This is a genomic window from Massilia sp. YIM B02769 (assembly GCF_030411995.1).
Classification (GTDB): domain Bacteria; phylum Pseudomonadota; class Gammaproteobacteria; order Burkholderiales; family Burkholderiaceae_D; genus Telluria.
Map to the genome: position 1 here is coordinate 41,606 of NZ_JASNRC010000011.1, position 25,383 is coordinate 66,988.

A 25,383-nucleotide genomic window follows, 5' to 3' on the forward strand; every position below is an offset into this window, starting at 1 on the left:
ACACCGGCAAAACGTCGAGAAATATGTAAATGGGCTATTGCCATGCGGCAATAATGTGCAACAATGGCAGGAGCGGCGCCCCCACGCCGAAGGAATTCACCATGGCTCAAGCTAACACCGAGACATCCAGCAACAGCAAGCCAGCACAGCCGCGCGAGGTGCTGGCGCAACTCGTTCGCGCCGCAGCACGCGGGGCGGGCGAGGGGCTGGGCGGCATGGTCACGCGCCTGGTGACCGTGCTGCTCGACCTGACCACGGCCGGCGACGACGCCCAGGCCGCCTACCGCCGCACCCGCGCCGGCAACCTCCTGAAAAGCAATTCCTACGCCTTTATCCACCTGGCGGGCGAAGCCCTGGCGCGCGCGCTCGACGCCGCCGCCGACGAGCTGGCGCCGGCCACCAGGCCCGGCGCCGACCTCGATTCGCTGAGCCTGGTGCCGATCGAAGTCATGGACAGCAAGGTGGCCTTCGGTGCGCTGTGCCGTCCTTTCGAGATCGCGCATTCGGAAGTGCTGGCCAGCTTGTGCGTGCGGCTCGGCCTGCTGCTCGGACGCGACATCCTGCGCCCGGGCCAGAACCCGCTGCGCCCGGAAGTGTTCCTGACCGCGATCCACGAAGCCTGGTGCGCCTTCGAGCCGGATGCCGGTTCGCATGATTTGCTGCTGCCGCTGCTGACGCCGGACCATTTCCTCGACCTGGGCACGCTGTTTGAAGCCGCCGACAAGGAACTGCGGGCTCGCAACAAACAGGCGCGCGAGCGCTTTCATATCAGCAAAACCACGGACACCACGCGGACCAAACGCGCGGGGATGGATGCGGCGCTCGCCCAGCAATTGCGTCACCTGCTGGGTGGCGCCGACAGCGACCCGTCCGTGTCCCTGATTCCCGAGCTGCCGAACATGCCGCAGGGCGGTGGCTGGCGTCCGAGCTCGGCGCTGGGCTTCGGCGTGGCCGCGCCTGTCGTGGTGCAGGACAAGGCGAATGCGCCGGCCCAGGCGGCTGCTCCCGTCGCGCCTGCCGCGGCGTCTTCCCAGCCGGGCACCCCGCTGCCGGCGAGTTCGCCGCAATATATTTCGAGCGGGCAGGGCGCGGGAGCCGTGGCGCAGCATGGCATCCCGGCGGGCGTGCAGCTCGTCCAGGCGGGTGGCGCCATTCCGGTGCAAACCGGCGCTGTCGCGGCGCCCGGCCTGGTGCTGCAGCTTGCCCCCGGCAGCGTGATGCCGGCGCCAGGCTTCGTGGCGGCGCCGGGCAACGGCCATCTTCAAGCGGCGCCAGGCATCGTTGCCGGCGCACTGCCGGCAGCCGCCGCCGCGCCGGCGTCGCTGCTCGACCTGCTCGCCTCGCTGCAGCTTGCCCAGCCCGCCATGCCCGGCACGGATGCGCCCGATGCCGCCAACGCCGCGCAAGCCTGCGCGGCCCTGCAGGCGGGTGCACATTCGGACGCACAGCCGGGCGCGCAGCTGGACGCACAGGGCGGCGCGCACCAGGTCTTCTACCTGCCGCGCCTGAAGCAAAGCCTGCCCCAGGGCAGCCTGTCGCGTGGCGAAGAACACACGCTCGATCTGCTGTCGCGCATTTTCGAAACGGTCCTGCTGGACGACAACATCCCGCAAGAGACACGCGAACTGATCCGCTTCCTGCAAGTGCCGGTGCTGAAAGCCGCCTTGCTCGACCAGAGTTTCTTCTTCGAAGAAATGCACCCGGCGCGGCGCATGATCGACTTGTTGTCGCGCATGGGCTGGGAGCAGCGCCAGGCGCCGGACGATCCGGTGCTGCAGGCGATGCGCCGCGGCGTCGACAGGATCGGCCGCGTGCCGGACGCCGAACCGCAAGCCTTTGCCGAGGCGGTGGCCGAGGTCGAGGCCCAGCTGGCCGCCGAGGAGCGCGCCGCCGAAGCGGCCATCGCCAGGCCGATCGCGCACGCCACCAAACTCGAAAAGCAAACCGTTGCCACCCGCTCGGCGCGCCAGGCCGTGCAGATGCGCCTGGGCGACCGCGAGCTGATCGCCACCGTTTCCGCCTTCCTCGAACAACGCTGGGTCGATGTGCTGACCTTTGCCTACATGATCGACGAGGAGCGCCCCGGCGCGGTCGACAACGCCACCCATACCATGGATGAGCTGATCTGGACCGTGAAGCCAAAAGCGACCCAGGAACAGCGCAAAGCCCTGATCGCCAAGCTGCCGCCGCTGCTCACCACGCTCAACAAGTGGCTCGACGCCATCAAGTGGCAGGACGCCGACCGCCTGCAATTCTTTGCCGAGCTGGCCGAATGCCATTTGCAGATCGTGCGCGCGCCGATCGAACTGTCGCCGGAACGCCAGCTCGAACTCGCGGTGGAAGCGGCCCAGCAGGATGCCCTGCGCCGCATCGCCCAGGAACAGGCCGCGGCCGCCCAGGAGGCCCAGCTGCAGGAAACGTCCACGCCGAAGGACGATGCCGTACTGACTGTCGATGAGTTGGAGCGCGGCATGCGCCTGGAGTTCAAGGAACGCGACGGCAGCGTGCGCAAGGTCAAGCTGGCCTGGGTCAGCCCGCTGCGCACGCTCTTCATCTTCTCGGGCGCGGCGCGCCAGGAATCGTTCTCGCTGCCGGCGGAAAAGCTGGTCGAGGCAGTGCGCAGCGGCAGCATCCGGGTGCTCACCGTCGAGGGCGTGGTCGGCCGCGTGCTCACCGAAGCCATGCAGGAAGCCGTCAACGATCCGGCGCCGCAGCGCGCCGTCGGCTGAACGCGCAAAGACGCGCCAGCAGTGCTGGACGGTGAGGCTGTACTGGCATCCAGCTGTCCGTGGCAGGGATGACTGGCGCGTGCGGGTAACGGGACCTATCTCCGCGCTCCGCTTTGGCGTGACACTTTCCACGATCTGCCCGATAACTTCTTCAGGCCGGATGGATTGTTACGTGGACGAAATGAGTCTGCGCGTTTCCATTCAGAGGCGCTCGGCAGCAAAATCCACAAGACTTTCCACGCATTGCGCCTGACCCCGCCTATTGCGTTCACGAAGCGGCTTGGCGACGTGGCTGCGCCGTCAAACAATAGGCGATCGCCCCCGACACGCGCGTGGAAGTTCTTGCCATGAAAGACAGTACGCAAGAGCGTGCCGTGGGGCAGGAAGACAGTCTTCCATTGATAGCCATTGGTCACGGCCATGGAAAAGGAATCCGGCTGGTTCCTGGCCAGCCAGTCACGGATGGCAGCGGCGCCGATTTCCCCATACTTCTTTCTCGAAACCAGATTGCAGCGATGCAAGGAGCAGTTGCTGATGCAGTTCCACCGGGATCGGCATGGTCATCCCGGGAGGTGGGGTAGGATTTTTCATGATTTGCACGCTTTCAAACGCAGTTGATCGAAACCGCACGATATTGTGATGAAAGCGCGCGATCGGCATGGGGATTCGCACGAAACCATGGCGAATCCGGTCGACGGAAATCCGCTTTCAAACGATAGGTGCGATGGCTATGCAGTCTGTTGGACATTCACAGTTGGTATCGTTCGTTTTCGATGACCCATCGCTGTTTTGCGTCAGATAATCGCGTGCTATCGCTACGCCATCGGGCAGCTTCGCGGGCATATCGGGCAAACTCGCGCAGCATCGTGCGGTATCGCGCAGGTGCGGATAAAACCTGGTCCGGGGGCTGCCTCTCCTATCCCGCGATGCCGCGTCCGGTACAGCCTGCAAACTTGGCCGAAAAGCAAGCAACAAATGGTATGATGCGGGCTTCATCGATTCCCGAGTAGCCGAAGCAAGGTGCGACTATCCTCCATTAAATTGTCGGGATTCAAGTCTTTCGTCGATCCCACCAATTTCCAGGTACCTGGGCAGCTGGTTGGCGTGGTTGGCCCGAATGGATGCGGCAAGTCGAACATCATCGATGCCGTACGCTGGGTGCTGGGCGAATCGAAAGCATCGGAACTGCGCGGCGAGTCGATGCAGGACGTGATCTTCAACGGCTCCACGCACCGCAAGCCCTCCGGCCGCGCCTCGGTCGAACTGGTGTTCGACAACAGCATGGGCAAGGCCGCCGGCCAGTGGGGCCAGTACGCGGAGATCGCGGTGAAACGCACGCTCACGCGCGACGGCACCTCCACCTACTACATCAACAGCCAGCCGGTACGCCGGCGCGACATCCAGGACATCTTCCTCGGCACCGGCCTCGGCCCGCGCGCCTACGCCATCATCGGCCAGGGCATGATCGCGCGCATCATCGAATCGCGCCCGGAAGAACTGCGCGTCTTCCTGGAAGAAGCGGCGGGCGTCTCGAAGTACAAGGAACGCCGGCGCGAGACCGAAAACCGTTTATCCGATACGCGCGAAAACCTGCTGCGCGTGGAAGACATTCTGCGCGAACTGAACGCCAACCTGGAAAAGCTCGAAGCCCAGGCGGCAGTGGCCAACCGCTTCCACCAGCTGCAAGCCGACCAGGAAGAAAAGCAGAAGTTGCTCTGGCTGCTGCGCAAGAACGAAGCCGAGGCCGAACAGAAGCGCTGGTTCCGCGAGATGGAAGAAGCGCAGAACAGTCTGGAAGAGCAGACGGCCAAGCTGCGCAACGTCGAGCTGGAGCTCGAACACCTGCGCCAGCACCATTTTGCTGTCGGCGACCGCCTGCACACGGCGCAGGGCGCGCTGTACCAGACCAATTCCGAGATCGGCAGCCTGGAAGCCCAGATCAAGTTCGTGATCGAATCGCGCACGCGCCTGCAGAACCAGCTCGGCACGCTCACCGCGCAACGCGACGGATGGCTGGCGCAAGCGCAAGAATACGAAGAGCAGATCGAGGAAGCCAGCTTCCACGTCGAGGAACTGGCCGCGCGCGCGGAAGGCGCGCAGATCGCGGTGGAAGCGGCCGGCGAACGCCTGCCCGAGCTGGACGCCGCCTGGCGCGAAGCCCAGCGCAAGGCCGACGAATCGCGCGCCCGCATCATGCAGATCCAGCAGCGCATCGAGCTCGCCGCAGCGCACGGACGCAATGCCGCGAACATCCTGACCGGCCTGGCCACGCGCCGCGAACGCCTGCAAGGCGAAAAGAACGCGCTCAGCCCGCCCGACAGCACCCACCTGGCCAACCTGCGCATGCAGTTAGATGAAAAGCAGCTGACGCTCGAAGAGCAGACCATGCTGCAGGAAGAAGCGAGCGAGCAGCAGGAGCGCGTGGAAACCGAGCGGCGCGAAGCGCATGCCCAGGTCCAGGCCGAGTCCGAATCGAACGCCAAGCTCGAAGCCCGCCTGTCGGCGTTGAAGCAAATGCAGGAACGCGTGCAAAGCCAGGGCAAGGTCGCGCCCTGGCTGCAAAAGCACGAGCTGGCCGGCTTGCCGCGCCTGTGGCAGCAGGTGCAGGTGGAAGAGGGCTGGGAGACCGCCCTGGAAGCCGTGCTGCGCGAGCGCACCGGCGCCCTGGAAGTGTCGAACATCGACTGGGCCAAGGCTTTCCTGAGCGATGCGCCGCCGGCGCGCCTGGCCCTGTACTCGCCGGCGCCAGGCGCGCCAGGCGCGGCCGAGGCGCCAGGCCTGAAGCCCTTCGCCAACCTGCTCAAGCTGAACGACCCCGGCCTGCGCGGCGTGCTGAACGACTGGCTGCACCTGGTCTTCGTGGCCGAGGACGCGGCCACCGCCTTTGCCGAGCGCGCGCGACTGCCGCAAGGCGGCGCCTTCGTCACGCGCCAGGGCCACATGGTGTCCCAATCCAGCGTGCGCTTCTTTGCGCCCGATGCCGAGCAGGACGGCATGCTGGGCCGCCAGCACGACATCGACAACACGGCCAAACAGCTGCGCGCCCAGGCCCTGCTGCTGGACGAAGCACGCAGCCGCGCCACCCGCGCCGATGCCGCCGTCACAGACCTGCAGCGCCGCCTGCAGGATGCGCGCACCCGCGTCGGCACGCTGACGCGCGACGTGCACGCGCTGCAGATCGAGGTGGTGCGCCAGAGCGAAGTCGAGGCGCGCTTCAACCAGCGCAGCCACCAGATCGACCTCGATTTGAACGAGATCGGCGCCCAGGAAGCCGAGCAGCAGCAGGTGCGGGCGGAAGCCGAGGAGCAGTTCGAAGTCCTCGACATGGAGCTGGCCGAACTGCAGGGCAACCATGAGGACGGCCAGACCCTGTTCCAGCAGCGCGAAGCGGCACTCGCCGAAGCGCGCGACAAGCTGCGCGACCTGGAACGCGGCGCCCAGGAAGCCCTGTTCGCCGAGAAGACCGGACGCGCGAAGATCGAGGAACTGCGGCGCAGCATCGCCACCGCCCAGCAGCAGGCGGCGCAGGTGGCCGAGAGCCTGGCCTCCGGCCAAGCCGAATTGACGGCGCTGGAGTCGGGCACCGCCCACGAAGGCTTGCAGGAACTGCTGGAGCGCCGCACCACCCAGGAACGGCTGCTTTCCGACGCCCGCCACGAACTCGACCAAGTGGCCCAGCAACTGCGCCACGCGGAAGAATCGCGCATGGGCAACGAGCGCGGCCTGCAGCCGCAGCGCGACCGCATCACGGAAATGCAGCTGAAGGAACAGGCCGCGCGCCTGAACCAGGAGCAGTTTGCCGAAGCACTGGCCGCCACCGGCGCCGACGAAGCGCAGCTGGCCGGGAAGCTGAACCCGGAGCTCAAGCCGCAATACCTGCAGGCCGAGGTCACGCGCCTGACGAATGCGATCGCGGCGCTGGGCGCGGTGAACCTGGCCGCCGTGGATGAACTGGCCACTGCCACCGAACGCAAGCGCTTCCTCGACTCGCAGAACGCGGACCTGAACGAGGCCATCGCCACGCTCGAAGACGCGATCCGCCGCATCGACAAGGAAACGCGCGACCTGCTGCAGGACACCTTCGACCGCGTGAACACCCATTTCTCGGAACTGTTCCCGATCCTGTTCGGCGGCGGCCAGGCGCGCCTGGTGATGACCGGCGACGAGATCCTCGACGCCGGCGTCCAGGTCATGGCCCAGCCGCCGGGCAAGAAGAACGCGACCATCCACTTGCTGTCGGGCGGCGAGAAAGCCCTGACCGCGACGGCGCTGGTGTTTTCCATGTTCCGCCTGAATCCGGCGCCGTTCTGCCTGCTGGACGAGGTGGACGCGCCGCTGGACGACGCGAACACCGAACGCTTCTGCCGCATGGTGAAGCGCATGTCGGACCATACCCAATTTCTTTTCATCTCCCACAATAAAATCGCCATGGAGATGGCCAATCAACTGATCGGTGTGACGATGCAGGAGCAGGGCGTATCGCGCATCGTGGCGGTGGACATGGAGTCCGCCGCCCACTTCGCACAAGAGGCACAAGCAGCATGACAGACTTCCAAATGAGCCTGATCGCGGCTGGCGGCGTTTTCGTCGTCGGCGTCATCACCTACAACAAGTGGCAGGAGTACAAGGCGAGGAAAACCGTCGAACGCGCCTTTGCTTCCGACCACGACGACGTCCTGATGCGCAGCGGTTCGGTCGGCGTCGACCGCCAGGAACCGGTGCTCGACGTCGGCATGCCCGGCGCCGAAGCGATGGAGCCGAGCTTTGGCGCGCCATCGGCCGCCGCGCCCGACCTGGGCGCCGTGGGTGGCAGTGCCGGCGCGGGTGCCGGCACGGTTGCCGCTGCCTCGGCCGCGCTGGAGCCGGCCGCGCCGCCGCCCGGCGTGACCGCGCCCGGGGTGACCGCCGGGCCCGCGCCGGCCGAAGTGGCCGAAAGCCTGGTCGATCCGCTGATCGACTGCATGATCCCGCTGGCGCTGGAAGGCGCGGCGCGCGGCGACAAGATCCTGCCCTCGCTGCTGAAACTGCGCCGCGTCGGCAACAAGCCGATCCACTTCATCGGCCTGGCCGTGAGCGGCGACTGGGAGCCGATCGTGCACGGCGGCGTCTATACCGAGCTGCAGGCCGGCGTACAGCTGGCCACCCGCACCACGGCCCTGAACGAACTCGAATACTCGGAACTGGTCACGCGCCTGCGCGCCGTGGCCGACGAGATCGGCGCCGAGCCGGCCGTGCCCGACATGATCGAGGTGATGAGCGAAGCGCGCACCCTGCACAAGTTCGTCGCCGGCCACGATGCCCAGCTGGGCGTGAACCTCAAGTCCAACGGCCCGCCCTGGCCGATGGCTACCCTGATCGGCGCGCTGGAAAAGGTCGGCTTCGACGTGCGTCCCGACGGCCGCTTCGCCATGCCCGACGGCCATGGCGGCGTGCTGTTCACGCTCTCGACCAACGTGAACATGGGGGCGGAAAACACCGACCGCCTGACCCTGCTGCTGGACGTGCCTTGCGTGGCCCCGAGCCGCGACGGTTTCGGCGCCATGGTGAAATGCGCGAAAGAGCTGGTGGGGCGCCTGGATGCGACCATCGTCGACGACTTCGAGCAGCCGCTGCTCGACGCCAGCCTGGAAGAGATCGCCGGCCAGGTGAAGGAGTTCTACGAGGAGATGGAAGCGTCGGACATCCCGGCCGGCTCCACCCGCGCGTTGCGCCTGTTCAGCTGAGGACCAGCATGAGCGAAGCGCAAGCCTACCTCGAACGCATGGCCTGGCTGGTCGAGGAACTGAACCGCCACATCTACAATTACCACGTACTCGACGCGCCGACGATTCCCGACGCCGAGTACGACAAGCTGTTCCGCGAGCTGCAGGCGTTGGAAGCGGCGCACCCGGAAGCGGTGTCGAACGACACCCCGACCTCGCGCGTGGGCGGCGCCCCGATCCCCGAGTTCAAGCAGGTGACGCATGCGGTGCCGATGCTCTCGCTGAACAACGGCTTCCAGGACGAGGACGTCGACAACTTCGACCGCCGCGTGCGCGAAGGCCTCGACCTGAGCGCGGCCGCCGGCGCGGTGGAATACGCGGCCGAACTGAAGTTCGACGGCCTGGCCATGAGCCTGCGCTACGAGAACGGCGTGTTCGTGCAGGCCGCCACGCGCGGCGACGGTTACACCGGCGAAGACGTCACCGCCAACATCCGCACCGTGCGCGTGATCCCGCTGCGCCTGCATGGCGACGATATCCCTGCGGTGCTCGAAGTGCGCGGCGAAGTGCTGATGTTCAAGGCCGACTTCGAGAAGCTGAACGAGCGCCAGCGCGAGGCCGGCCAGAAGGAATTCGCGAATCCGCGCAATGCCGCCGCGGGCAGCCTGCGTCAGCTAGACGCGCGCATCACCGCCCAGCGCAAGCTGCGCTTCTTCGCCTACGGCATCGGCCTGGTGGAAGGCGCCGAGATCCCGGAATCGCACTCGAAGGTGCTGGACTGGTTCGACCGTCTCGGCCTGCCGGTGTCGAAGGAACGCGCCGTGGTGCGCGGCAGCGCCGGCCTGCTAGACTACTACCGCGGCATTGGAGACAAGCGCCCGATGCTGCCCTACGAGATCGACGGCGTCGTGTACAAGGTCGACCGCATCGAGGACCAGCGCGCGCTCGGCTTCGTCTCGCGCGCGCCGCGCTTCGCACTCGCCCATAAATTCCCGGCCGAGGAAGCGCTGACCGTGGTCTCGGCCATCGACGTGCAGGTGGGCCGCACCGGCGCCATCACCCCGGTGGCGCGCCTGGTGCCGGTGTCGGTGGGCGGCGTGACCGTCACGAATGCCACCCTGCACAACGAAGACGAGGTAAGGCGCAAGGACGTGCGCATCGGCGACACCGTGATCGTGCGCCGCGCCGGCGATGTGATCCCGGAAATCTTGTCGGTGGTGCTGGAACGGCGCCCGACACCGGAACCGATGGTGTACACCTTGCCCACGAATTGCCCGGTATGCGGCTCGCACGTGGTGCGCGAAGAGGGCGAGGCGGTAGCGCGCTGCTCCGGCGGCCTGACCTGCGCGGCCCAGCGCAAGGAAGCGATCCGCCACTTCGCCGGCCGCCGCATGATGGACATCGAGGGCCTGGGCGACCGCTACATCGACAGCCTGGTCGAGTGCAATTTGATCCACGGCGTGGCCGACCTCTACACGCTGACGCTCGACGACCTGCTGCAGATGAAGCGCGCAGCCGACGAGCGCGACGGCACGACGCCCGAGACGGTAAAACAGGGCAAGGTTGCGACCAAGTGGGCCGACAACCTGCTCGCCGCGATTGCCGCCAGCAAGCACCCGCCGCTGGAGCGCCTCCTGTTCGCGCTCGGCATTCGCCATGTCGGCGAGTCGACCGCGAAAACCCTGGCCGACTGGCTCGGTTCGCTGGCCCTGGTACGGCGTGCGCCGGCGGCCTTGCTGCGCGTGCTGCCCGACATCGGCGGCACCGTGGCCGAGTCGATCGCCGACTTCTTTGCCGAGGAAAAGAACCAGCTCGCCTTGAACGCGCTGCTGGAAACGGGCGTGGCGCCGCAGGGCGAGCACGCGCCGAAGGCGGCGCTGCGCGACAAGCTCGACGAAGTCCAGCTGCTGGCCGCCCTCGGCATCCCGAAGCTGACCGAGCCGCGCGCGCGCCAGCTGCTGGAGGGCCGCACGCTGGAAGACCTGGCCTTCCTGAAGGTGTTCGGTGTGTTCGGCCTGCCGCAGGCGCTGGTGACTTCGCTGGAGTCGTGGATGGCGGTCGAAGCCAACCGCGAGGCGCTGATGACGCTGTCGGCGCTGCGGCGCGAACTGCTGGACGCCTTGCCCGAGGAAGCCGAAGCGCCGCAAGGGGCGTTGGTGGGCAAGACCTTCGTCCTGACCGGAACGCTGCCGACCATGTCGCGTGATGCGGCCGGCGCGCTGATCGAAGCGGCCGGCGGCAAGGTCTCGGGGTCGGTGTCGAAGAAGACATCGTATGTGGTGGCCGGCGCCGAAGCCGGCAGCAAGCTGGAAAAGGCCGAGGCGCTGGGCGTGACGGTGCTGGACGAAGCAGGCCTGCTGGCGCTGCTGGGTAACTAAACGAGACAGAGGAAGCACAGCATGACGCAGCGCATTTCGCAGATCCGCAAGGCAGTCTTCCCCGTGGCCGGCCTCGGCAGCCGCTTCCTGCCCGCCACCAAGGCCCAGCCGAAGGAGATGCTGCCGATCGTCGACAAGCCGCTGATCCAGTATGCGGTAGAAGAGGCGGTGGCGGCCGGCATCACCGAGATGGTGTTCATCACCGGCCGCAACAAGCGCGCCATCGAAGACCATTTCGACAAAGCCTACGAGCTGGAGTCGGAGCTGGAAGCGCACAACAAGCACGAGCTGCTCGAGGTGCTGCGCAAGGTGATTCCGAAGAACGTCACCTGCATCTACATCCGGCAGTCGGCGCCGCTCGGCCTGGGCCATGCGGTGCTGTGCGCGCGCCCGGTGGTCGGCAACGAGCCGTTCGCCGTGCTGCTGGCCGACGACTTCATGGACGCCGGCGGCGGCAAGCCGGTGCTGGCCCAGATGACGGAACTCTACGGATACGAGAAGTGCAGCCTGCTGGCGGTGCAGGACGTGCCGCGCGCGAACACGCGCCAGTACGGCATCGTCAGCGCCGCGCCGTACCGCACCGACCTGGAACTGGTGTCGGGCATCGTCGAGAAACCGAAACCGGAAGAAGCGCCATCGACGCTGGCCGTGGTCGGGCGCTATGTGCTGAGCGGCGCGATCTTCGACCACCTGGAAAACCTGGGTGCCGGCAGCGGCGGCGAAATCCAGCTCACCGACGGCATCGCCGCGCTGATGAACGCCGAACGCGTACTGGCCTACCGCTATGCCGGCCAGCGCTACGATTGCGGCTCCAAGCTGGGCTACCTGCAAGCCACCGCCGCCATCGGCCTGAAGCACCCGGAAACCGCCGCCGGCTTCGGGGAATTCCTGGCGCAGTTATCCAGGGAGAGCGGCCATGGCCGTCCATGAAATCCTGAAGATGGGCGACCCGCGCCTCTTGCGCGTGGCCGAACCCGTGCGTGAGTTCGGCACGCCCGAACTCGATGCCCTGATCGCCGACATGTTCGACACCATGCATGCCGCGAACGGCGCCGGCCTGGCCGCGCCGCAGATCGGCGTCAATTTGCAGCTGGTGATCTTCGGCTTCAAAAGCAATCCGCGCTATCCCGACGCGCCGCAGGTGCCGGAGACCGTGCTCCTGAATCCCGTGCTCACGCCCCTGTCGGACGAGATGGAAGAGGGCTTCGAGGGCTGCCTGTCGGTGCCCGGCCTGCGCGGCAGCGTGCCGCGCTACACGCGCCTGCGCTACGAGGGCGTCGACCAGTACGGCAATGCCATCCGGCGCGACGTCGACGGCTTCCATGCGCGCGTGGTGCAGCACGAAGTCGACCACCTGCTCGGCATCCTGTATCCGATGCGGATCCGTGATTTTTCGCGCTTCGGCTTCACCGAAGTGATGTTCCCCGACCTCGATCCTGGAGCGGACGATTGATTTCCAAGGTTTTCAAGACACTCCCCCTGTTGCTGGCGCTGGCCGCACCCCTGGCCCAGGCCGACGACTTCTTCACGAAGATTGAGGCCGAGCCGAAAAGCGAAGTCTGGATCGACTCCGGCTTCTGGACTGCCCACTTCGACAGCGGCAAGGGCCTGAACGGCAACAACAAGGGCCTGGGCGCCGAATACCGCTTCTCGGGCACGATGGCGGCCGTCGGCGGACGCTTCTACAACAGCGACCGCGAATGGTCGAACTATGCCGGCGTGATCTGGCAGCCGTATGCAATCGGCCCGGTGCGCGTGGGCGCGGCGCTGGCCGCCTTCGACGGCTACCCGAAGATGCGCAACGGCGGCTGGTTCCCGGCCATCATTCCGACCCTGACCTACGACTACCAGCACGTGGGTGTCAACATCGGCATCATCCCGAGCTACAAGGACCGCCTGTACGGCGGGATTTCGCTGCAGCTGAAGCTGAAGGTGTTTGAATGACGTGGTAGGGTGGGTACTCGTACCCACCGTCGTACGATCGCGCATCGGCGCCTCCAATCGAGGCCGCGATTCGGCAGGGTGGCAGTGGTGGGTACGAGTACCCACCCTACGCGCTCTTACCCTGCAGGGTAAGGGCCCTTCCCACCTTCGGCGATAAAGCGGTCGATCCGCTCCTTCAGCACCGGCAGCGGCACCGATCCCAGCTGCAGCACGGTATCGTGGAAGTTCCGGATATCGAACTTCTCGCCCAGCGCCTTTTCCGCCTTGGCGCGCGCCTCCATGATCGCCATCTGACCGAGGTAATAGGACAGCGCCTGGCCCGGCCACGAGATGTAGCGGTCGACTTCCGTGGTGATCTCGTGTTCCGACAGCGCCGTGTTCTCGCGCAGGTAGGCCTGCGCCTGTTCGCGCGTCCAGCCCTTGGCGTGGATGCCGGTGTCGACCACCAGGCGCGAGGCGCGCCAGGCCTGGTAGCTCAGCATGCCGAAGACTTCATACGGCGTCTCGTAGATGCCCATCTCGCTGCCGAGGCGTTCGGTGTACAGCGCCCAGCCTTCGCCGAAGGCCGAGATGTAGGCGCGGCGGAAGCGCGGCAGGCCTTTCTGTTCCAGCGCCACCGGCATCTGGAAGGCGTGGCCCGGCGCCGATTCGTGCAGGGTCAGGGCCGGCAGGCTGTACAGCGAACGGGCCGGCAGGTTGTAGGTGTTCACCAGGTAGACGCCGGGGCCGCCGCGGCCGGCGGTGTAGTAGGGCGCCTGGTCGTCCGGCACCGGCAGGATGGCGAAGCGCTGGCGCGGCAGGTAGCCGAAGTACTGGCCGGCCTTGGCGTCGAACTTCTTCGCTACCCAGGCCGCGCGCATCAGCAGTTCTTCCGGGGTCTTGGCATAGAAGCGCGGGTCGGTGCGGAGAAAACGAAGGAAGGCCGGGAAGTCGCCCGTGAAACCGGTCTGGCGGATGGTGTCCGCCATCTCGGCGCGGATCTTCGCCATCTCGGCCAGGCCGATGCGGTGGATCTCGTCGGCGCTGAGGCTGGTGGTGGTGAACTCGACGATCTTCGACTGGTAGTAGGCCTTGCCGTCGGGCAGGCGCTCGGCCGCCAGCACGTCGCGCGCGCCCGGCATGTATTCCTCGCGCATGAAGGTCAGCACCCGCGCGTACGCGGGCTGGACCTGGCTGCGGATCGCCGCCACGGCCTGGGCCCGCAAGGCGGCCTGCTCGGCGGCGGGAATCGCGGCCGGCATGGTCTTGAACGGAGTATAGAACACCGTGTCCTCGGGCTTGGCGTCGACCACCGAGGCCAGCGAGGCGTCGCGCCCGGCCAGCGTGACCTTGGCCGGCGTGAAGCCGCGCGCCAGGCCGGCGCGCATGTTGTCGAGCTGCTCGCCGAAGTAGCGCGGGAAGCTGGCCAGCTGCTGCAGGTAGTTCGCGTATTCCTCGCGGCTGGCGAAGCCCTGGCGCGCGCCGTAGGCGACGTCGGTCCAGAAGGCGCTGTCGGCGTTCAGCGGCTGCTCGTATTCGCGGAAGCGCAGCTCCTCGACAAAGGCCGCGATCTGGGCCCGATACACCTGGTAGTCGAGCCGCGCGGCGGCGCCCAGGCTGGCCTGGGGCAGGGCGTCGAGCTGGCGCAGCACGCCCTGCCAATGGGCCAGGCGGGCCTGCTGGGTGCGCGCATCGACGTGCGGCAGTTCCTCGCGCACACGGCCGCGGGTGTTTTCCTCGCTGGCCAGGCGCTCCTTGACGCGCCATTGCCATTCGGCCTTGTAGATGCTTTCGAAGCGGGCATCCGCGGCGGACGGGGCCGCGTGGACATTCGTTGCCATCAGGATTCCTGCGGCGGCCAGGGCCGCGACCAGCGTGTGCTTCATGTTGCTCCTCTTTATGAACCGGATACAGCGTGCGGACTACAGCGTGTCGAAAACTCAAGAATTGCTAACTAGCATTATGTCGTACCTGTGCAGTGGCTGCATTTTTTTCGCACCGCAGCAACGCGCGCAAAAGATTTTGCCGGCTGGGCTGACGATTTATAAAAATTGTCGGTATTACCTCTATAATTGAGGATCAGCCAGCCAGTCGGCAGGCCGTGCACATACACAATGACAGCTGATCAGCAAGCATGGACCAATGAGGACGCGGACCCTCCGCCATCCGACAATGCCGACATGACGAACAGGAACGATGCGACGATGCCCAAAGCGGGTGCGGAAACAGGAGCAGGGCCGGCGCACGACGCGCGCGTCCAACCCTGGCTGCGCCTGGGCGCGCAGCTGACGCCGCTCATCGGCGACAGCGGCTTTTGCGCGTTGTTCGGGCGCGCCGTCCGGCTGGCGTCGGCGCGCTTTGGCGGCCTCGAAGGGTGCGACCCGTCGAAACCCACCGCCCACCTGTTTGCGTCCCTGACCAGAACCCTGAACGAGCTAGGACCGGAGCAGGCAGCCTTGGCGAATGCCGAGCTGCTCGAGACTTTCACGACACTGCTGGGCACCTTGATCGGCGAAGCGCTAACAAAGCAGCTGTTACACGACGCAATGGGCGGAGACGGGCAGAAGCATGAACAGGAGCAGAAGTAAATGAGCGACAAAGTAGCCTTGGGACTGCTGAAAACGGGCGTGCCGGGTCTGGATACGCTGCTGGGCGGTGGACTTCCCGAATTTTCGTTCAACCTGGTCGCCGGCCCGCCCGGCAGCGGCAAGACCACGCTCGCGCACCAGATCATGTTTGCGCTGGCCAGCAGCGAGCGCCGCGCCCTGTTCTTCACCGTGCTCGGCGAGCCGCCCCTGAAGATGCTGCGCTACCAGCAGCAATTCTCGTTCTTCGACGTGGCCAAGGTCGGTCCGGCGATCCGCTACGTGAACCTGGGCGAGAACCTGCGCACCGGCGACTTCAGCGGCGTGCTCGACCGCATCATGGCCGAGGTCGAGGCTTTTTCGCCGTCGCTGGTGTTCGTCGACTCCTTCCGCTCGGTGGTCCAGACCGCCAAGGGAGGCAACGAAGGCGCGGCCGATCTGCAGTACTTCATCCAGGAACTCGGCACGCGCATGACCACCTGGCAGGCCACGACCTTCCTGATCGGCGAGTACATGCACACCGACCCGGAAGCCAACCCGATCATGACGGTGGCCGACGGCATGCTGTCGCTGACCCAGGCCCACGAGCACAGCACCGTGGTGCGCAAGATGCGCGTGGTGAAGATGCGCGGGCGCGCCCACCTGGCCGGCTCGCACAATTTCCGCATCACCGACGACGGCCTGCGCGTCTATCCGCGCGTGCTGCCGCCGCTGGCCGGCGACCGCCAGCCCGGCGCTGGCGTCGAGACCGAGCCGCGCCGCATCCCGTCCGGCACGCCGGGACTCGACCGCATGCTGAACGGCGGCCTGCCCGACGGGCACACCATGCTGGTGGTGGGCCCCACCGGCTCCGGCAAGACCATCCTCGGCACCCGCTTCCTGCAAGAGGGCGTGCGCCGCGGCGAAAAGGGCGTGGCGATGTTCTTCGAGAAGGGCACGCCGCGCCTGCGCAACGCCGAACTGGCTGCCATGGTGCAGGCCGGGCAGGTGGCATTGGTGGAAAGCCGCCTGCTGGACCTCACGGTCGAGGAATTGATCGACGAGATGGTGCAGACCCTGCAGCGTACCGGCGCCAGGCGCCTGGTGATCGACTCGCTGTCGGAGTTCGGCCTCTACATGGCGCCGGAATTCCATGCCGACCTGCGCCAGGCCGTGTTCCGCATGCTGTCGGAGGTCGCCAAGCTGGGCGTGACGGCCGTGGTCACGATCGGCCTCGACGACAACTTCACCGAGCTGCGTTTCAGCCAGGCGAACATCTCTTACCTGACCGACGCCGTGGTGGCGCTGCGCTACGCGGAAGTCGAAGGCCAGCTGCGCAAGTTCATGTCGGTGGTGAAGGTGCGCGGCAGCGGCCATAGCACCGATGTGCGCGGCTACCACATCACCGACGCCGGCATCGAGCTTGAAGAGTTGCCGACCCAGGTCGAGGGGACGCTGACCGGCGGCACGGTGCTGCGCCCGCCCGCGCACTGAGAACAACATGGGAGAACGAGGAATGTTTCACGAAGACGAAAACAGTTCGGTGCAGCGTTCCTTGCAATCCGGGTCGGAGCAGCTGACGCCCGACCCGCTCAGCGCCACGCTGCTGCGCCACATCGGCACCCTCGAAGACGAACTGGCGCGCCTGCGCGAGTCGCTGCGCGAGAAGGAAGCGCTGGAAGCGACCGTCACGCGCCTGCGCGAAGCCAACGAACACCTGGTGGTCGCCGCCATCAATGCCCAGGGCTCGCGCGACGACGCCGAAGCGACCAACCGGCGCCAGAACGAATTCCTGGCCATGCTGGCCCACGAGCTGCGCAACCCGCTGGTCCCCATCAGCATGTCGGCGGCGCTGCTGGAACGCTCGGCCGACGCCTCGCCCCAGCTGCTCAACTTTTCGAAAGTGATCCGGCGCCAGGTCGACCACATGGCGCGCCTCCTCGACGACCTGCTCGACGCCGCACGCATCAGCAGCGGCAAGATCACCCTCAGCCTGGAGCCGATGCCGGTCTCGCACGCCATCGACCAGGCCCTGGAGACCGTGCTGCCGCGCATCCGCGAGCGCGGACAGCACTTGTATCTGAACCTGCCGACCGAGCCGGTCGGCACGCGCGGCGACCGCGTGCGCCTGACCCAGGTGTTCACCAACCTGATCGGCAACGCCTCGAAGTACACCGGCGACGGCGGCAATGTCCACGTCGACGTCACGGCGGAGGCGGGCGAAGTGGTGGTAGCGGTGCGCGACAACGGCACCGGCATCGCGCCCGAGGTGCTGCCGCATATCTTCGACCTGTTCACCCAGGGACCGCGCTCGCTGGCGCGCTCCGAGGGCGGCCTGGGCGTGGGCCTGAACGTGGTGCGCAACCTGGTGTCGATGCATGGCGGAACCGTGAAAGCCGAGAGCGACGGCGCCGGCAAGGGCAGCCGCTTCGTGGTGCGCCTGCCCCTGGCGGCGCTGGCGGTCGGCGAGCCGCCGCGCGCGGCCAGTTCGGCGGCGCCGAAGGGCCGCTGCAGCGTGCTGCTGGTCGAAGACAACGTCGATGCCTGCGAGACCCTGAAGGCCTTCCTCGAACTCGAAGCACACGAGGTGGCGATGGCGCACGACGGCAAGGCCGGACTCGAGGCCATGCTGGCGCAGGAATTCGACGTGGTGGTCTGCGACATCGGCCTGCCCGGCATGGACGGCCTCGAGGTGGTGGCCCGCCTGCGCGCCTCGGGCAAGGACGTGCAGCCGATGGCGATCGGGCTGTCGGGCTACGGCCAGGCCGAAGACCGTTCGCGCGCACTCGCCGCCGGCTTCGACCACTACCTGGTGAAGCCGGTCAGTCCCGACGCGCTGCTGGCGCTGGTGGCGGCGCGTTCCTAGCGCCCCTCGTCCGATTTCTGGCGCGCCAGCCAGTCGGCGCGCGCGATCTCCCAGGCCGCATGCGGGCCGTCGTACCAGTTTTCCTCGCCGCGGTAGCGCATGCCGAGGCGCGCCATGACCTTTGCGGAGTCGCGGTTGTCCGGTTTGCAGACCGCCACCAGCAGCGGCGCCGCGAGGCTGTCGAAGGCCCAGGCGGCCATCGCCTGCGCCGCTTCCGAGGCCAGGCCCTGGCCCCATTTGTCCGGCACCAGGCGCCAGCCGATCTCGTGCGGGTTGGCGGGATCGCGCCCCAGGTACTGGATGCAGCCGGCGCCGACCAGGCGTTCGGTTTCCTTCTCGATGAAGGCCCACCAGGAAAAGCCGTATTCCGCCCAGCGTCCCTGCACCAGCGCAATGCCGGCGCGGGTCTGTTCCGGCGTTTCGGGCTGGCCGGACAGGTAGCGCATCACTTCCGGCAGGCGGTTCATCGCCTGCAAGCCCTCGAAGTGATGGTCGTCGAAAGGCTCCAGGCGCAGGCGCCCGGTGTTCAGTACAGTCATGTCCGCCTCGGGATAAAAAAAGCCGGTCGATCGACCGGCCTCGTTACTGCATGCTTACTGGTGCGCGTGGTGCGTTGCCGTCAGGCGCCGCATCAGCGGCAGCACGGCCAGCGCGATCAGGGTACACAGCACGGCGGCGATGCCCAGCTTGTTGAACAGGCTGGTGTAGATCGGAAGGGTCTGCAGCGGATCGGTCATGCCCGACGGGACGCTGGCCAGGTTGGCGACCACGCCGCCCAGGTATTGCGAGATCCCGGTGGCGACGAAGTAGGCGCCCATCATGAAGCCGCCCATGCGCGCCGGCACGTAGCGCGCCACCATCGCCAGGCCCAGGCCCGACACCAGCAGCTCGCCCAGCGAATACAGGCCATAGCCGGCGATCATGATCCACGACGAGGTCAGGCCGTTCACGGCAAAGGCGCCCGCGAAGCCGTAGGTGAAGAAGCCGAGTGCCACCACCGAGAAGCCGAGCGCGAACTTGCCGGCGATCGACAGGTCCGAGCCGGTACGGCCGGCGCGGGTGTACCAGAAGGCCAGGACCGGGCTCAGGACCATGATCCAGATCGCGTTCAGGGCCTGGAACTGGGCCGGCGACCAGGTCCACAAGTGGGCGCCCAGCACGTTGAATTCGAGGTCGACGTTACGCAGCGCGAACAGCGACAGCGAGGTCGACATCTGCTGGTAGAAGATGAAGAAGAACACGGTCTGCAAGGTGAGGATCAGGGCCGCGATCAGGCCGGCGCGCTCGCTGGCTTCGCTCTTGCGGATCAGGTGCACGAAGATGCCGAGCACCACGATGCCGGCCAGGTAGACGAACACGCGGGCCAGGCTCTGGTATTGCAGGATGACGGCCGAGACGCCGACGGCAACCACGCCGCCCGCCAGCACCATCGCCAGCTTGGCTTTGTCCAGCGGCAGTTCGTCCGGCAGCGAGCCGACGTGGCGGATGGTGGCGCGCATCATCATCACGGTCAGCAGGCCGACCACCAGGCCGACCGAGCAGACGGCGAAGGCGACGTGCCAGCCGAGTTCGTTGCCATAGGTGGCATTCACGTAGTCCTTGATGGCGGGCGTGGCCAGCATCGAGATGGTCGAGCCGACGTTCACGGCCATGTAATAGATGGTAAAGGCCGAGTCGATCTTCGAGTCATCGCCTTCGTAGATCTTGCGCACCAGGTTGGCGGTGTTCGGCTTGAACAGGCCGTTGCCGACCACGATCACGCCGAGTGCCGAGAACAGGAACCAGGTGTTTTCGGTCGGGACCGCCATCAGGGCGTAGCCCAGGGTCAGGATGATGCCGCCGAGAACCATGCAGCGGCGGGTGCCGAGCACCTTGTCGCCGATCCAGCCGCCGATGGCCGGCGCGACATAGATCAGGGCGGCAGCTGCGCCCCAGACCAGGTTGGCGCGGCTGTCTTCGAAGCCGATGCGCTGCACCATGAAGTAGACGATCAGCGCCTGCATGCCGTAATAGCCGAAGCGTTCCCATAACTCGATCAGCGCCACGGTCATGAACGAGCGGGTCTGGCTGTACGGCAGGATTTCCGTTTTCATTTAATTCCCTTCTTGGATGGACTGTCGCCAATGGCTCGTGACCAGAGGCAAGCGTTGCATGCTACGCCAGGGAATCGGAAGTTGCAATGGTGGCAGGTGTGCTTACAGGCGGCATGTGGGGGTAGTGGGGCTGTTGCCTGGTGCGGCATTGGTGTGCATGCTCCGCGTGGGCACGGGGTGCCTAGCGCGGCCCGGCCCACCCTACGGATGAAGCCGGTGGTTCGGCGCTGCGCGCCTCGGCGGCAAAGGCTTCGTAGGGTGGGTTCTCGAACCCACCGGCGTCCCCGCATGCACACCGATGCCCGTAGGGTGGACACCTGTGTCCACGCGGTCTCGCCCTTCGATCAGAGGCGACAGCGCGAACGGTGGGCTCTCGATCCCACGCGGTCGCACCCGCCGATCAGCGGCAAACGATGCCAATGAACCGGACGCGAACGCATCAGGCCGCCACCACCGCCCGCTCCACCAACAAGGCCGCGGCAGCCCCCGCCGGCAATGGCCTGCTCACGTAATACCCCTGGATCTCATCGCACTGGTAGGCCTCCAGCACCCGCACCTGCCCGATGGTCTCGACCCCTTCCGCCACCACCTTCAGATTCAAACTGTGCGCCAGGCTGATCACCGCCTTGGTAATGGCCGCATCGTCGCCATCGGTCGGCAGGTCGCGCACGAAGGTGCGGTCGATCTTCAGCGCATCCAGCGGGAAGCGCTTCAAATACGCCAGGCTCGAATACCCGGTCCCGAAATCGTCCACCGACAGCCGCATTCCCTGCGCCTTCAGATTCGAGAGAATCGCCACCGCCGCTTCCGGATCGGCCATCAGCATCGACTCGGTCAGTTCGAATTCCAGCAGGCGCGGGTCGATCCCGGCCGCGGCGACGATCGCGCGCACGGTGTCGGGCAGGCCGGCGTGCGCCAGCTGGCGCGCCGACAGGTTGATCGCCACCGGCGGCACGTTCTCCAGCGTCTCGCTCCACACGCCGAGCTGGCGGCAGACCTCGGCGATTACCCATTCGCCCACTGGCAGGATCAGGCCGGTGTCTTCGAGGATGGCGATGAAGTCGAGCGGCGAGACCAGGCCGCGTTCGGGATGGCGCCAGCGCAGCAGGGCTTCGAAGCCGCTCACCGCGCCGCTGCCCAGGCGCAGCTTGGGCTGGTAGTGCAGCTCGAATTCGCCGCGTTCCAGCGCCAGGTGCAGGTCGGTCTCGAGCTGCAGGCGCCGGGCCGCGTTGGCGTGCATCGCGGCCTCGAAGAAGCGGAAGTTGTTGCGGCCGCTGTTCTTGGCGCTGTACATCGCCGTGTCCGCGCTTTTCAGGAGCGTGGCCGCATCCTGTCCGTCGTGCGGATAGCCGGCGATGCCGACGCTGGCCGACACGAAGATCTGCTGGCCCTGCAGCAGGAAGGGCCGCGCCAGCGCATCGACGATGCAGCGCGCGATGGTTTCCGCCTCGATCGCCGAGGCCAGCCGCGGCAGCACCACCGCGAACTCGTCGCCGCCGAGGCGCGCCACCACGTCGTCGGGACGCGCGCAATCCTGCAGGCGGCGGCTGGCCTGGGCCAGCAGCTCGTCGCCGACGCTGTGGCCCATCATGTCGTTGACGCTCTTGAAGCGGTCGAGGTCGATGAACATGACGCCGGCGCAATGCCCGCCGCCGGCCGCGTCGGCGATGGCGCCTTCCAGGCAGGTCGAGAGGCGGTGCCGGTTCGGCAGGCCGGTGAGGGCGTCGTACTGGGCCAGGTAGGTCAGGCGGTTCTTCGCATCCTCGCGCTCGATGGCGGTGGCCAGGATGTTGGCCAGGCCGTTCAGGAAGCCGTCCTCGTCTTCCTGGAAGGTGCGCGCAAGCGGCGCGTACACGCTCAGGGCCCCGTACAGGCGGTCGTGGCAGACGATGAAGACTTCGATGCTGCTGCCGGCCGCGCCGGGGCCGAGCAGGGTGCGGCCCCAGCGCGCCAGGTACTCCGACGAATCGGGGCCGGGAATATGGGGAAAGGGCGCGCCCGCAGCGCCCGGCGGGAAGCCGGCGCCGGCCTGTAGCGCGGCGGTGCCGAGGTCGGCGTCGAAGCCGAATACCGCGGCGTGCCGCACGCCGATGCCTTCGCAGGCCAGCTGGGTCGCCATCTCGAACAGTTCCTGCAGCGGGCCGGCTTCGAGCGCCTTGCGTCCGAGGCGGGCGAGCAGGCCCTGGCGCTTGGCGTTGTGGACGATGGCGTCCTCGAATTCCTTGCGTTCGGTGATGTCGAAATCGATGCAGATGTACTTCTCGACCTGGCCGGCGCCGTCGAAGATCGGCACCACGGTGCGGTGCCACTGGCGTTCGCCGTCGCGCGAAGGCACGGCCACTTCGCCGTTCCAGACGCTGTGCGACGGGCTCCAGGCGCGGCTGGCATGCACCAGCGGCGCGCCCACGCGCGCCAGTTCGGCGCCGATCAAGTCCTCGCGCGTATAACCCGTATGGCGCACGAACTGCTCGTTGACGGCGGTGATGCGGCCCTCGCGGTCGACTTCGCAGACGATCGCCGCCTGGTCGAGCGCGCTCTTGTGCTGGACCAGGGAATTCATCAGCGTGGCGATGCGCTGGCCATACTGGTCGCGCATGCTGGCCGCGCTGCGGTTGACGGCCTGGATCGCCTCGCGGATCTCGAGCGGCGCGTCGGCGCTGAGGGCGGCGTCGAGCCCGGCGCCGGCGGCGCCTTCGTCGCCATAGAAGCGCAGGCGGCCGAGGTTTTCCAGCCAGCGCGCCAGCAGGTAGCGCGCCAGGGCCAGGCTGACCAGCAGGGCGACCGCGGCCAGGCCGGCCGACTGCAGCAGCAGGGTCCACATCTGGGCGGCCAGCTTGCGCTCGTCGAAGGTCAGGCGCAGCACGCCGTAGTCCTTGCCGCCGACCGAGACCACGCGGTTGACGTCGAACAGCGCGCCTGCCACGCGGTGGGTCATCCAGGCCGGGGCCGGCGTCAGCGAGCCCTCGAACGGCGCCTCGACGCGGATCACGCCGCCGTCGAGGTCGATGAAGGTGGCGCTGTGGAAGGGCGACTGCACGATCATGGTCGACAGGGTGCGCTTGACGGTGTCGTAGTCGCCGATCACGGCGCTGTCCTCGACCGCCTGCGAGGCCACCTCGACCAGCGTGGCCGCGGCATCCTGGGTTTCCTCGATGTGCTGGAGGAACTGGTGGCGGTAGAACATGCCCAGGCCCGTGCCCACGAACAGCAGCATGCTCAGGGCGAACAGCGTGAACACGCGTCCGACCAGGGAGCGCGGCAGCAGGAACTGGTGCAGGCGGGCGAGCAGTGTCAGCAGCTTCGGCACGGTGTGCATGGTCCTAGCGCAGTTCGGCCGGCGCGGCCTGGTAGAAGCTGCGGTAGGCGGCATAGTCGGCATCGCTGGCCGCGACAAAGGAAAGCAGCTCCGGCGCGTGGATCAGCTCCGACGCGGTTTCCAGGATGCGGCGGCCTTCGGGATCCTTGTGCATGTTCAGGAAAGCGTCGGCCACGGCGCGCACCTGGGCGGCCGGTACGCGCGGCGAGGCCATCAGGGCCAGGTCGTTGAAGGGTGCCGAGCTCCACAGCACGCGGAAGCGCTTGTCCTCGCGCCCGGCGTAGTTGGCGACCAGCTGCGAATTCGCGCCGGCCGCCCTGGCGCGGCCGCTGAACATCTGGGTAAAGGCGGCGTCCATGTTGCCGCCGAAGGCGACCGAGACCGGCACGCCCTGGCGCAGCAGCTGGGCGTAGGTCACCTTGTAGGCGATCAGCGCTTCCGGGCCGGGAAAGACCACGGTGCTGTTGGCCAGTTCGGCCAGGCGCCGGATCGGCGAATCGGCCGGCACCACGATCTGGGCGCGCACCGGTTCGGCATTGCGGCGCCCGAACACGGTCCAGCCCATCTTGCTGCGCTCGGGGCTGAACAGGTGGTTGGTAAAGGCGAAGTCGACTTCCTTGGCCAGCACGTAGCTGGTGGTGTCGGCCGAGGTGCGGCCCAGCTTCAGGTTCAGGCGCACGCCGCTCTTTTGCGACACATAGCGCACGATCGGGTTCCAGAAGCTGGCCGAGACCTGCAGGTTGTACTGGTTGACCGGCGAGAAGTTATAAACGGGCGCTGTCGGGGCAGGGCCCGCGGTCGCGGCGCGCGCGGCCAGCAGCGAACAGAGGAGCAGCGCGAAGCCTGCCCGGAAAGGGGTACGCATGGTGTCGAAGGGGGAGCTGTAGAGTCGGAGGGGCGCAGTAAGTACGCCATCCGGAAACTATAGCATATATTTCGCCACGGCAATGCGGGTGGCAATTGTTGTAATGAAAGCTGGACGAGATGCTAAAACCTGGAGTGGACAGCGGCCCGGTCGCAGGCATGCCGGCGCCGGGGCTGAGCCGTCCACCCTACGGGTCAGAACGCCTCGTCCGCGCCCAGGTAGCGCCACTGGCCGACGGGCAAATCGCCGAGCTTGACGCGGCCGATGCGCACCCGCTTCAGGCCCACGACCTTCAGGCCGACCATGTCGCACATGCGGCGGATCTGGCGCTTCTTGCCTTCCTTCAGGGTAAAGCTGAGCTGGTCGTCGTTCTGCCAGCGTACCTTGGCCGGCAGCAGCGGTTTCCCATCCATCCACAGGCCGTGGTTCAGCTTCTTCAGGTCGGCGTCGGGCAGCTTGCCCGGTTTGGTGTACTGCACCCGCACCAGGTATTCCTTGTCGATGCTGGTGTCCTGGCCAATCAGCTGCTTGGCGATGCGCCCGTCCTGGGTCAGCACCAGAAGGCCTACAGAATCGATGTCGAGGCGCCCGGCGGGCACCAGCGAACGCAGCTGGGTCGGATGGAAGTTCTCGGGCGAAGGATCCTCGGCCCAGCGGTTCTCCGCCTTGATCAGGGCCACCGCCGGCGTATAGCCATCCTCGGCCTGGCCGCTGACGTAGCCGACTGGCTTGTTGATCAGGACGGTCACGCGTTTCGACTGCTCGGCCGCGGCCTGGCGTTCGACCGTGATGCGTTGCGAAGGCAGCACCTTGCTGCCCAGTTCGGACACCACCTTGCCGTCGACCCGCACCCAGCCGCGGGCGATCCATTCATCGGCTTCGCGGCGCGAGCACAGGCCGAGTTCGGACATACGTTTGGAAAGGCGGAGCGGTTCGGTCATAAGGCA

General features: G+C 66.9%; 17 protein-coding genes. 10 read left to right on the plus strand and 7 right to left on the minus strand.

The window, feature by feature from the left end; translation table 11 throughout:
- The first annotated feature begins 101 nt into the window (after positions 1 to 101).
- Entirely contained in the window at positions 102 to 2,729 is a 2,628-nt protein-coding gene (locus QPK31_RS18315; protein WP_290424331.1) for a DUF1631 family protein, read from the plus strand.
- Between the two features lie 456 nt (positions 2,730 to 3,185).
- Here the strand turns inward: QPK31_RS18315 and QPK31_RS18320 are convergent, their stop codons facing one another.
- Positions 3,186 to 3,389 carry a hypothetical protein gene (locus QPK31_RS18320; RefSeq protein WP_290424332.1) on the minus strand — a complete coding sequence of 68 codons (204 nt, stop codon included), beginning with the start codon at positions 3,387 to 3,389 and terminating at the stop codon, positions 3,186 to 3,188.
- 360 nt (positions 3,390 to 3,749) lie between these two features.
- Here QPK31_RS18320 and smc point away from each other — a divergent pair, with 360 nt between their 5' ends.
- The 6 genes from smc to QPK31_RS18350 are packed head-to-tail and all read left to right on the plus strand — an operon-like array spanning position 3,750 to position 12,753.
- Positions 3,750 to 7,274: a chromosome segregation protein SMC gene (gene smc, locus QPK31_RS18325; protein ID WP_290424333.1), complete on the plus strand. Its 3,525-nt coding sequence runs from the start codon at positions 3,750 to 3,752 to the stop codon at positions 7,272 to 7,274.
- Positions 7,271 to 8,452, plus strand: coding sequence for a cell division protein ZipA C-terminal FtsZ-binding domain-containing protein (locus QPK31_RS18330; protein WP_290424334.1), 1,182 nt, complete (start codon positions 7,271 to 7,273; stop codon positions 8,450 to 8,452). Before smc ends, QPK31_RS18330 begins: the two co-directional genes overlap by 4 nt.
- Before the next feature lie 8 nt (positions 8,453 to 8,460).
- Positions 8,461 to 10,809, plus strand: a complete 2,349-nt coding sequence (gene ligA / locus QPK31_RS18335; RefSeq protein ID WP_290424335.1) for an NAD-dependent DNA ligase LigA — start codon at positions 8,461 to 8,463, stop codon at positions 10,807 to 10,809.
- 33 nt (positions 10,810 to 10,842) lie between these two features.
- Positions 10,843 to 11,739 carry a UTP--glucose-1-phosphate uridylyltransferase GalU gene (gene galU, locus QPK31_RS18340; protein WP_290424494.1) on the plus strand — a complete coding sequence of 299 codons (897 nt, stop codon included), beginning with the start codon at positions 10,843 to 10,845 and terminating at the stop codon, positions 11,737 to 11,739.
- On the plus strand, positions 11,726 to 12,262 hold the full coding sequence (def, locus tag QPK31_RS18345) for a peptide deformylase (RefSeq protein WP_290424336.1): 537 nt from the start codon (positions 11,726 to 11,728) through the stop codon (positions 12,260 to 12,262). Before galU ends, def begins: the two co-directional genes overlap by 14 nt.
- Positions 12,259 to 12,753 carry a hypothetical protein gene (locus tag QPK31_RS18350; RefSeq protein ID WP_290424337.1) on the plus strand — a complete coding sequence of 165 codons (495 nt, stop codon included), beginning with the start codon at positions 12,259 to 12,261 and terminating at the stop codon, positions 12,751 to 12,753. The genes def and QPK31_RS18350 overlap by 4 nt, the downstream gene beginning before the upstream one ends.
- A gap of 116 nt (positions 12,754 to 12,869) precedes the next feature.
- Here the strand turns inward: QPK31_RS18350 and QPK31_RS18355 are convergent, their stop codons facing one another.
- Positions 12,870 to 14,618 (minus strand): DUF885 family protein, encoded by a 1,749-nt coding sequence (locus tag QPK31_RS18355; RefSeq protein ID WP_290424338.1) that lies wholly within the window; start codon positions 14,616 to 14,618, stop codon positions 12,870 to 12,872.
- A 294-nt stretch (positions 14,619 to 14,912) separates the two neighbouring features.
- Between QPK31_RS18355 and QPK31_RS18360 the strand changes: the two genes are divergently transcribed.
- Genes QPK31_RS18360 through QPK31_RS18370 form a run of 3 tightly spaced genes read left to right on the plus strand, consistent with a single transcriptional unit; the run spans position 14,913 to position 18,162 of the window.
- On the plus strand, positions 14,913 to 15,320 hold the full coding sequence (locus QPK31_RS18360) for a hypothetical protein (RefSeq protein WP_290424339.1): 408 nt from the start codon (positions 14,913 to 14,915) through the stop codon (positions 15,318 to 15,320).
- Entirely contained in the window at positions 15,321 to 16,790 is a 1,470-nt protein-coding gene (locus tag QPK31_RS18365; protein ID WP_290424340.1) for an ATPase domain-containing protein, read from the plus strand.
- 22 nt (positions 16,791 to 16,812) lie between these two features.
- On the plus strand, positions 16,813 to 18,162 hold the full coding sequence (locus QPK31_RS18370; RefSeq protein WP_290424341.1) for an ATP-binding protein: 1,350 nt from the start codon (positions 16,813 to 16,815) through the stop codon (positions 18,160 to 18,162).
- On the opposite strand, the gene QPK31_RS18375 is transcribed toward QPK31_RS18370, so the two are convergent.
- From QPK31_RS18375 to QPK31_RS18395, 5 genes are all read right to left on the minus strand, one after another.
- The gene (locus QPK31_RS18375) at positions 18,159 to 18,701 is read right to left on the minus strand and encodes a GNAT family N-acetyltransferase (protein WP_290424342.1); all 543 of its coding nucleotides are present in this window, start codon (positions 18,699 to 18,701) and stop codon (positions 18,159 to 18,161) included. The genes QPK31_RS18370 and QPK31_RS18375 overlap by 4 nt on opposite strands.
- A 54-nt stretch (positions 18,702 to 18,755) precedes the next feature.
- On the minus strand, positions 18,756 to 20,255 hold the full coding sequence (locus QPK31_RS18380; RefSeq protein ID WP_290424343.1) for a peptide MFS transporter: 1,500 nt from the start codon (positions 20,253 to 20,255) through the stop codon (positions 18,756 to 18,758).
- A 439-nt stretch (positions 20,256 to 20,694) separates the two neighbouring features.
- Positions 20,695 to 23,571 carry an EAL domain-containing protein gene (locus QPK31_RS18385; protein WP_290424344.1) on the minus strand — a complete coding sequence of 959 codons (2,877 nt, stop codon included), beginning with the start codon at positions 23,569 to 23,571 and terminating at the stop codon, positions 20,695 to 20,697.
- 4 nt (positions 23,572 to 23,575) lie between these two features.
- Positions 23,576 to 24,436, minus strand: coding sequence for a phosphate/phosphite/phosphonate ABC transporter substrate-binding protein (locus QPK31_RS18390; protein ID WP_290424345.1), 861 nt, complete (start codon positions 24,434 to 24,436; stop codon positions 23,576 to 23,578).
- Positions 24,437 to 24,630: 194 nt separating this feature from the next.
- The gene (locus QPK31_RS18395) at positions 24,631 to 25,377 is read right to left on the minus strand and encodes a pseudouridine synthase (protein WP_290424346.1); all 747 of its coding nucleotides are present in this window, start codon (positions 25,375 to 25,377) and stop codon (positions 24,631 to 24,633) included.
- Between the last annotated feature and the right edge of the window lie 6 nt (positions 25,378 to 25,383).

Coding starts and splice junctions, on each gene's coding strand:
- QPK31_RS18380 (WP_290424343.1), bottom strand. CDS start 20,255: ATGAAAACGGAAATCCTGCCGTACAGCCAGACCCGCTCGTTCATGACC.
- QPK31_RS18320 (WP_290424332.1), bottom strand. CDS start 3,389: ATGCCGATCGCGCGCTTTCATCACAATATCGTGCGGTTTCGATCAACT.
- QPK31_RS18360 (WP_290424339.1), top strand. CDS start 14,913: ATGACGAACAGGAACGATGCGACGATGCCCAAAGCGGGTGCGGAAACA.
- def (WP_290424336.1), top strand. CDS start 11,726: ATGGCCGTCCATGAAATCCTGAAGATGGGCGACCCGCGCCTCTTGCGC.
- QPK31_RS18365 (WP_290424340.1), top strand. CDS start 15,321: ATGAGCGACAAAGTAGCCTTGGGACTGCTGAAAACGGGCGTGCCGGGT.
- QPK31_RS18375 (WP_290424342.1), bottom strand. CDS start 18,701: ATGACTGTACTGAACACCGGGCGCCTGCGCCTGGAGCCTTTCGACGAC.
- QPK31_RS18395 (WP_290424346.1), bottom strand. CDS start 25,377: ATGACCGAACCGCTCCGCCTTTCCAAACGTATGTCCGAACTCGGCCTG.
- QPK31_RS18355 (WP_290424338.1), bottom strand. CDS start 14,618: ATGAAGCACACGCTGGTCGCGGCCCTGGCCGCCGCAGGAATCCTGATG.
- QPK31_RS18315 (WP_290424331.1), top strand. CDS start 102: ATGGCTCAAGCTAACACCGAGACATCCAGCAACAGCAAGCCAGCACAG.
- QPK31_RS18370 (WP_290424341.1), top strand. CDS start 16,813: ATGTTTCACGAAGACGAAAACAGTTCGGTGCAGCGTTCCTTGCAATCC.
- QPK31_RS18390 (WP_290424345.1), bottom strand. CDS start 24,436: ATGCGTACCCCTTTCCGGGCAGGCTTCGCGCTGCTCCTCTGTTCGCTG.
- ligA (WP_290424335.1), top strand. CDS start 8,461: ATGAGCGAAGCGCAAGCCTACCTCGAACGCATGGCCTGGCTGGTCGAG.
- QPK31_RS18330 (WP_290424334.1), top strand. CDS start 7,271: ATGACAGACTTCCAAATGAGCCTGATCGCGGCTGGCGGCGTTTTCGTC.
- QPK31_RS18385 (WP_290424344.1), bottom strand. CDS start 23,571: ATGCACACCGTGCCGAAGCTGCTGACACTGCTCGCCCGCCTGCACCAG.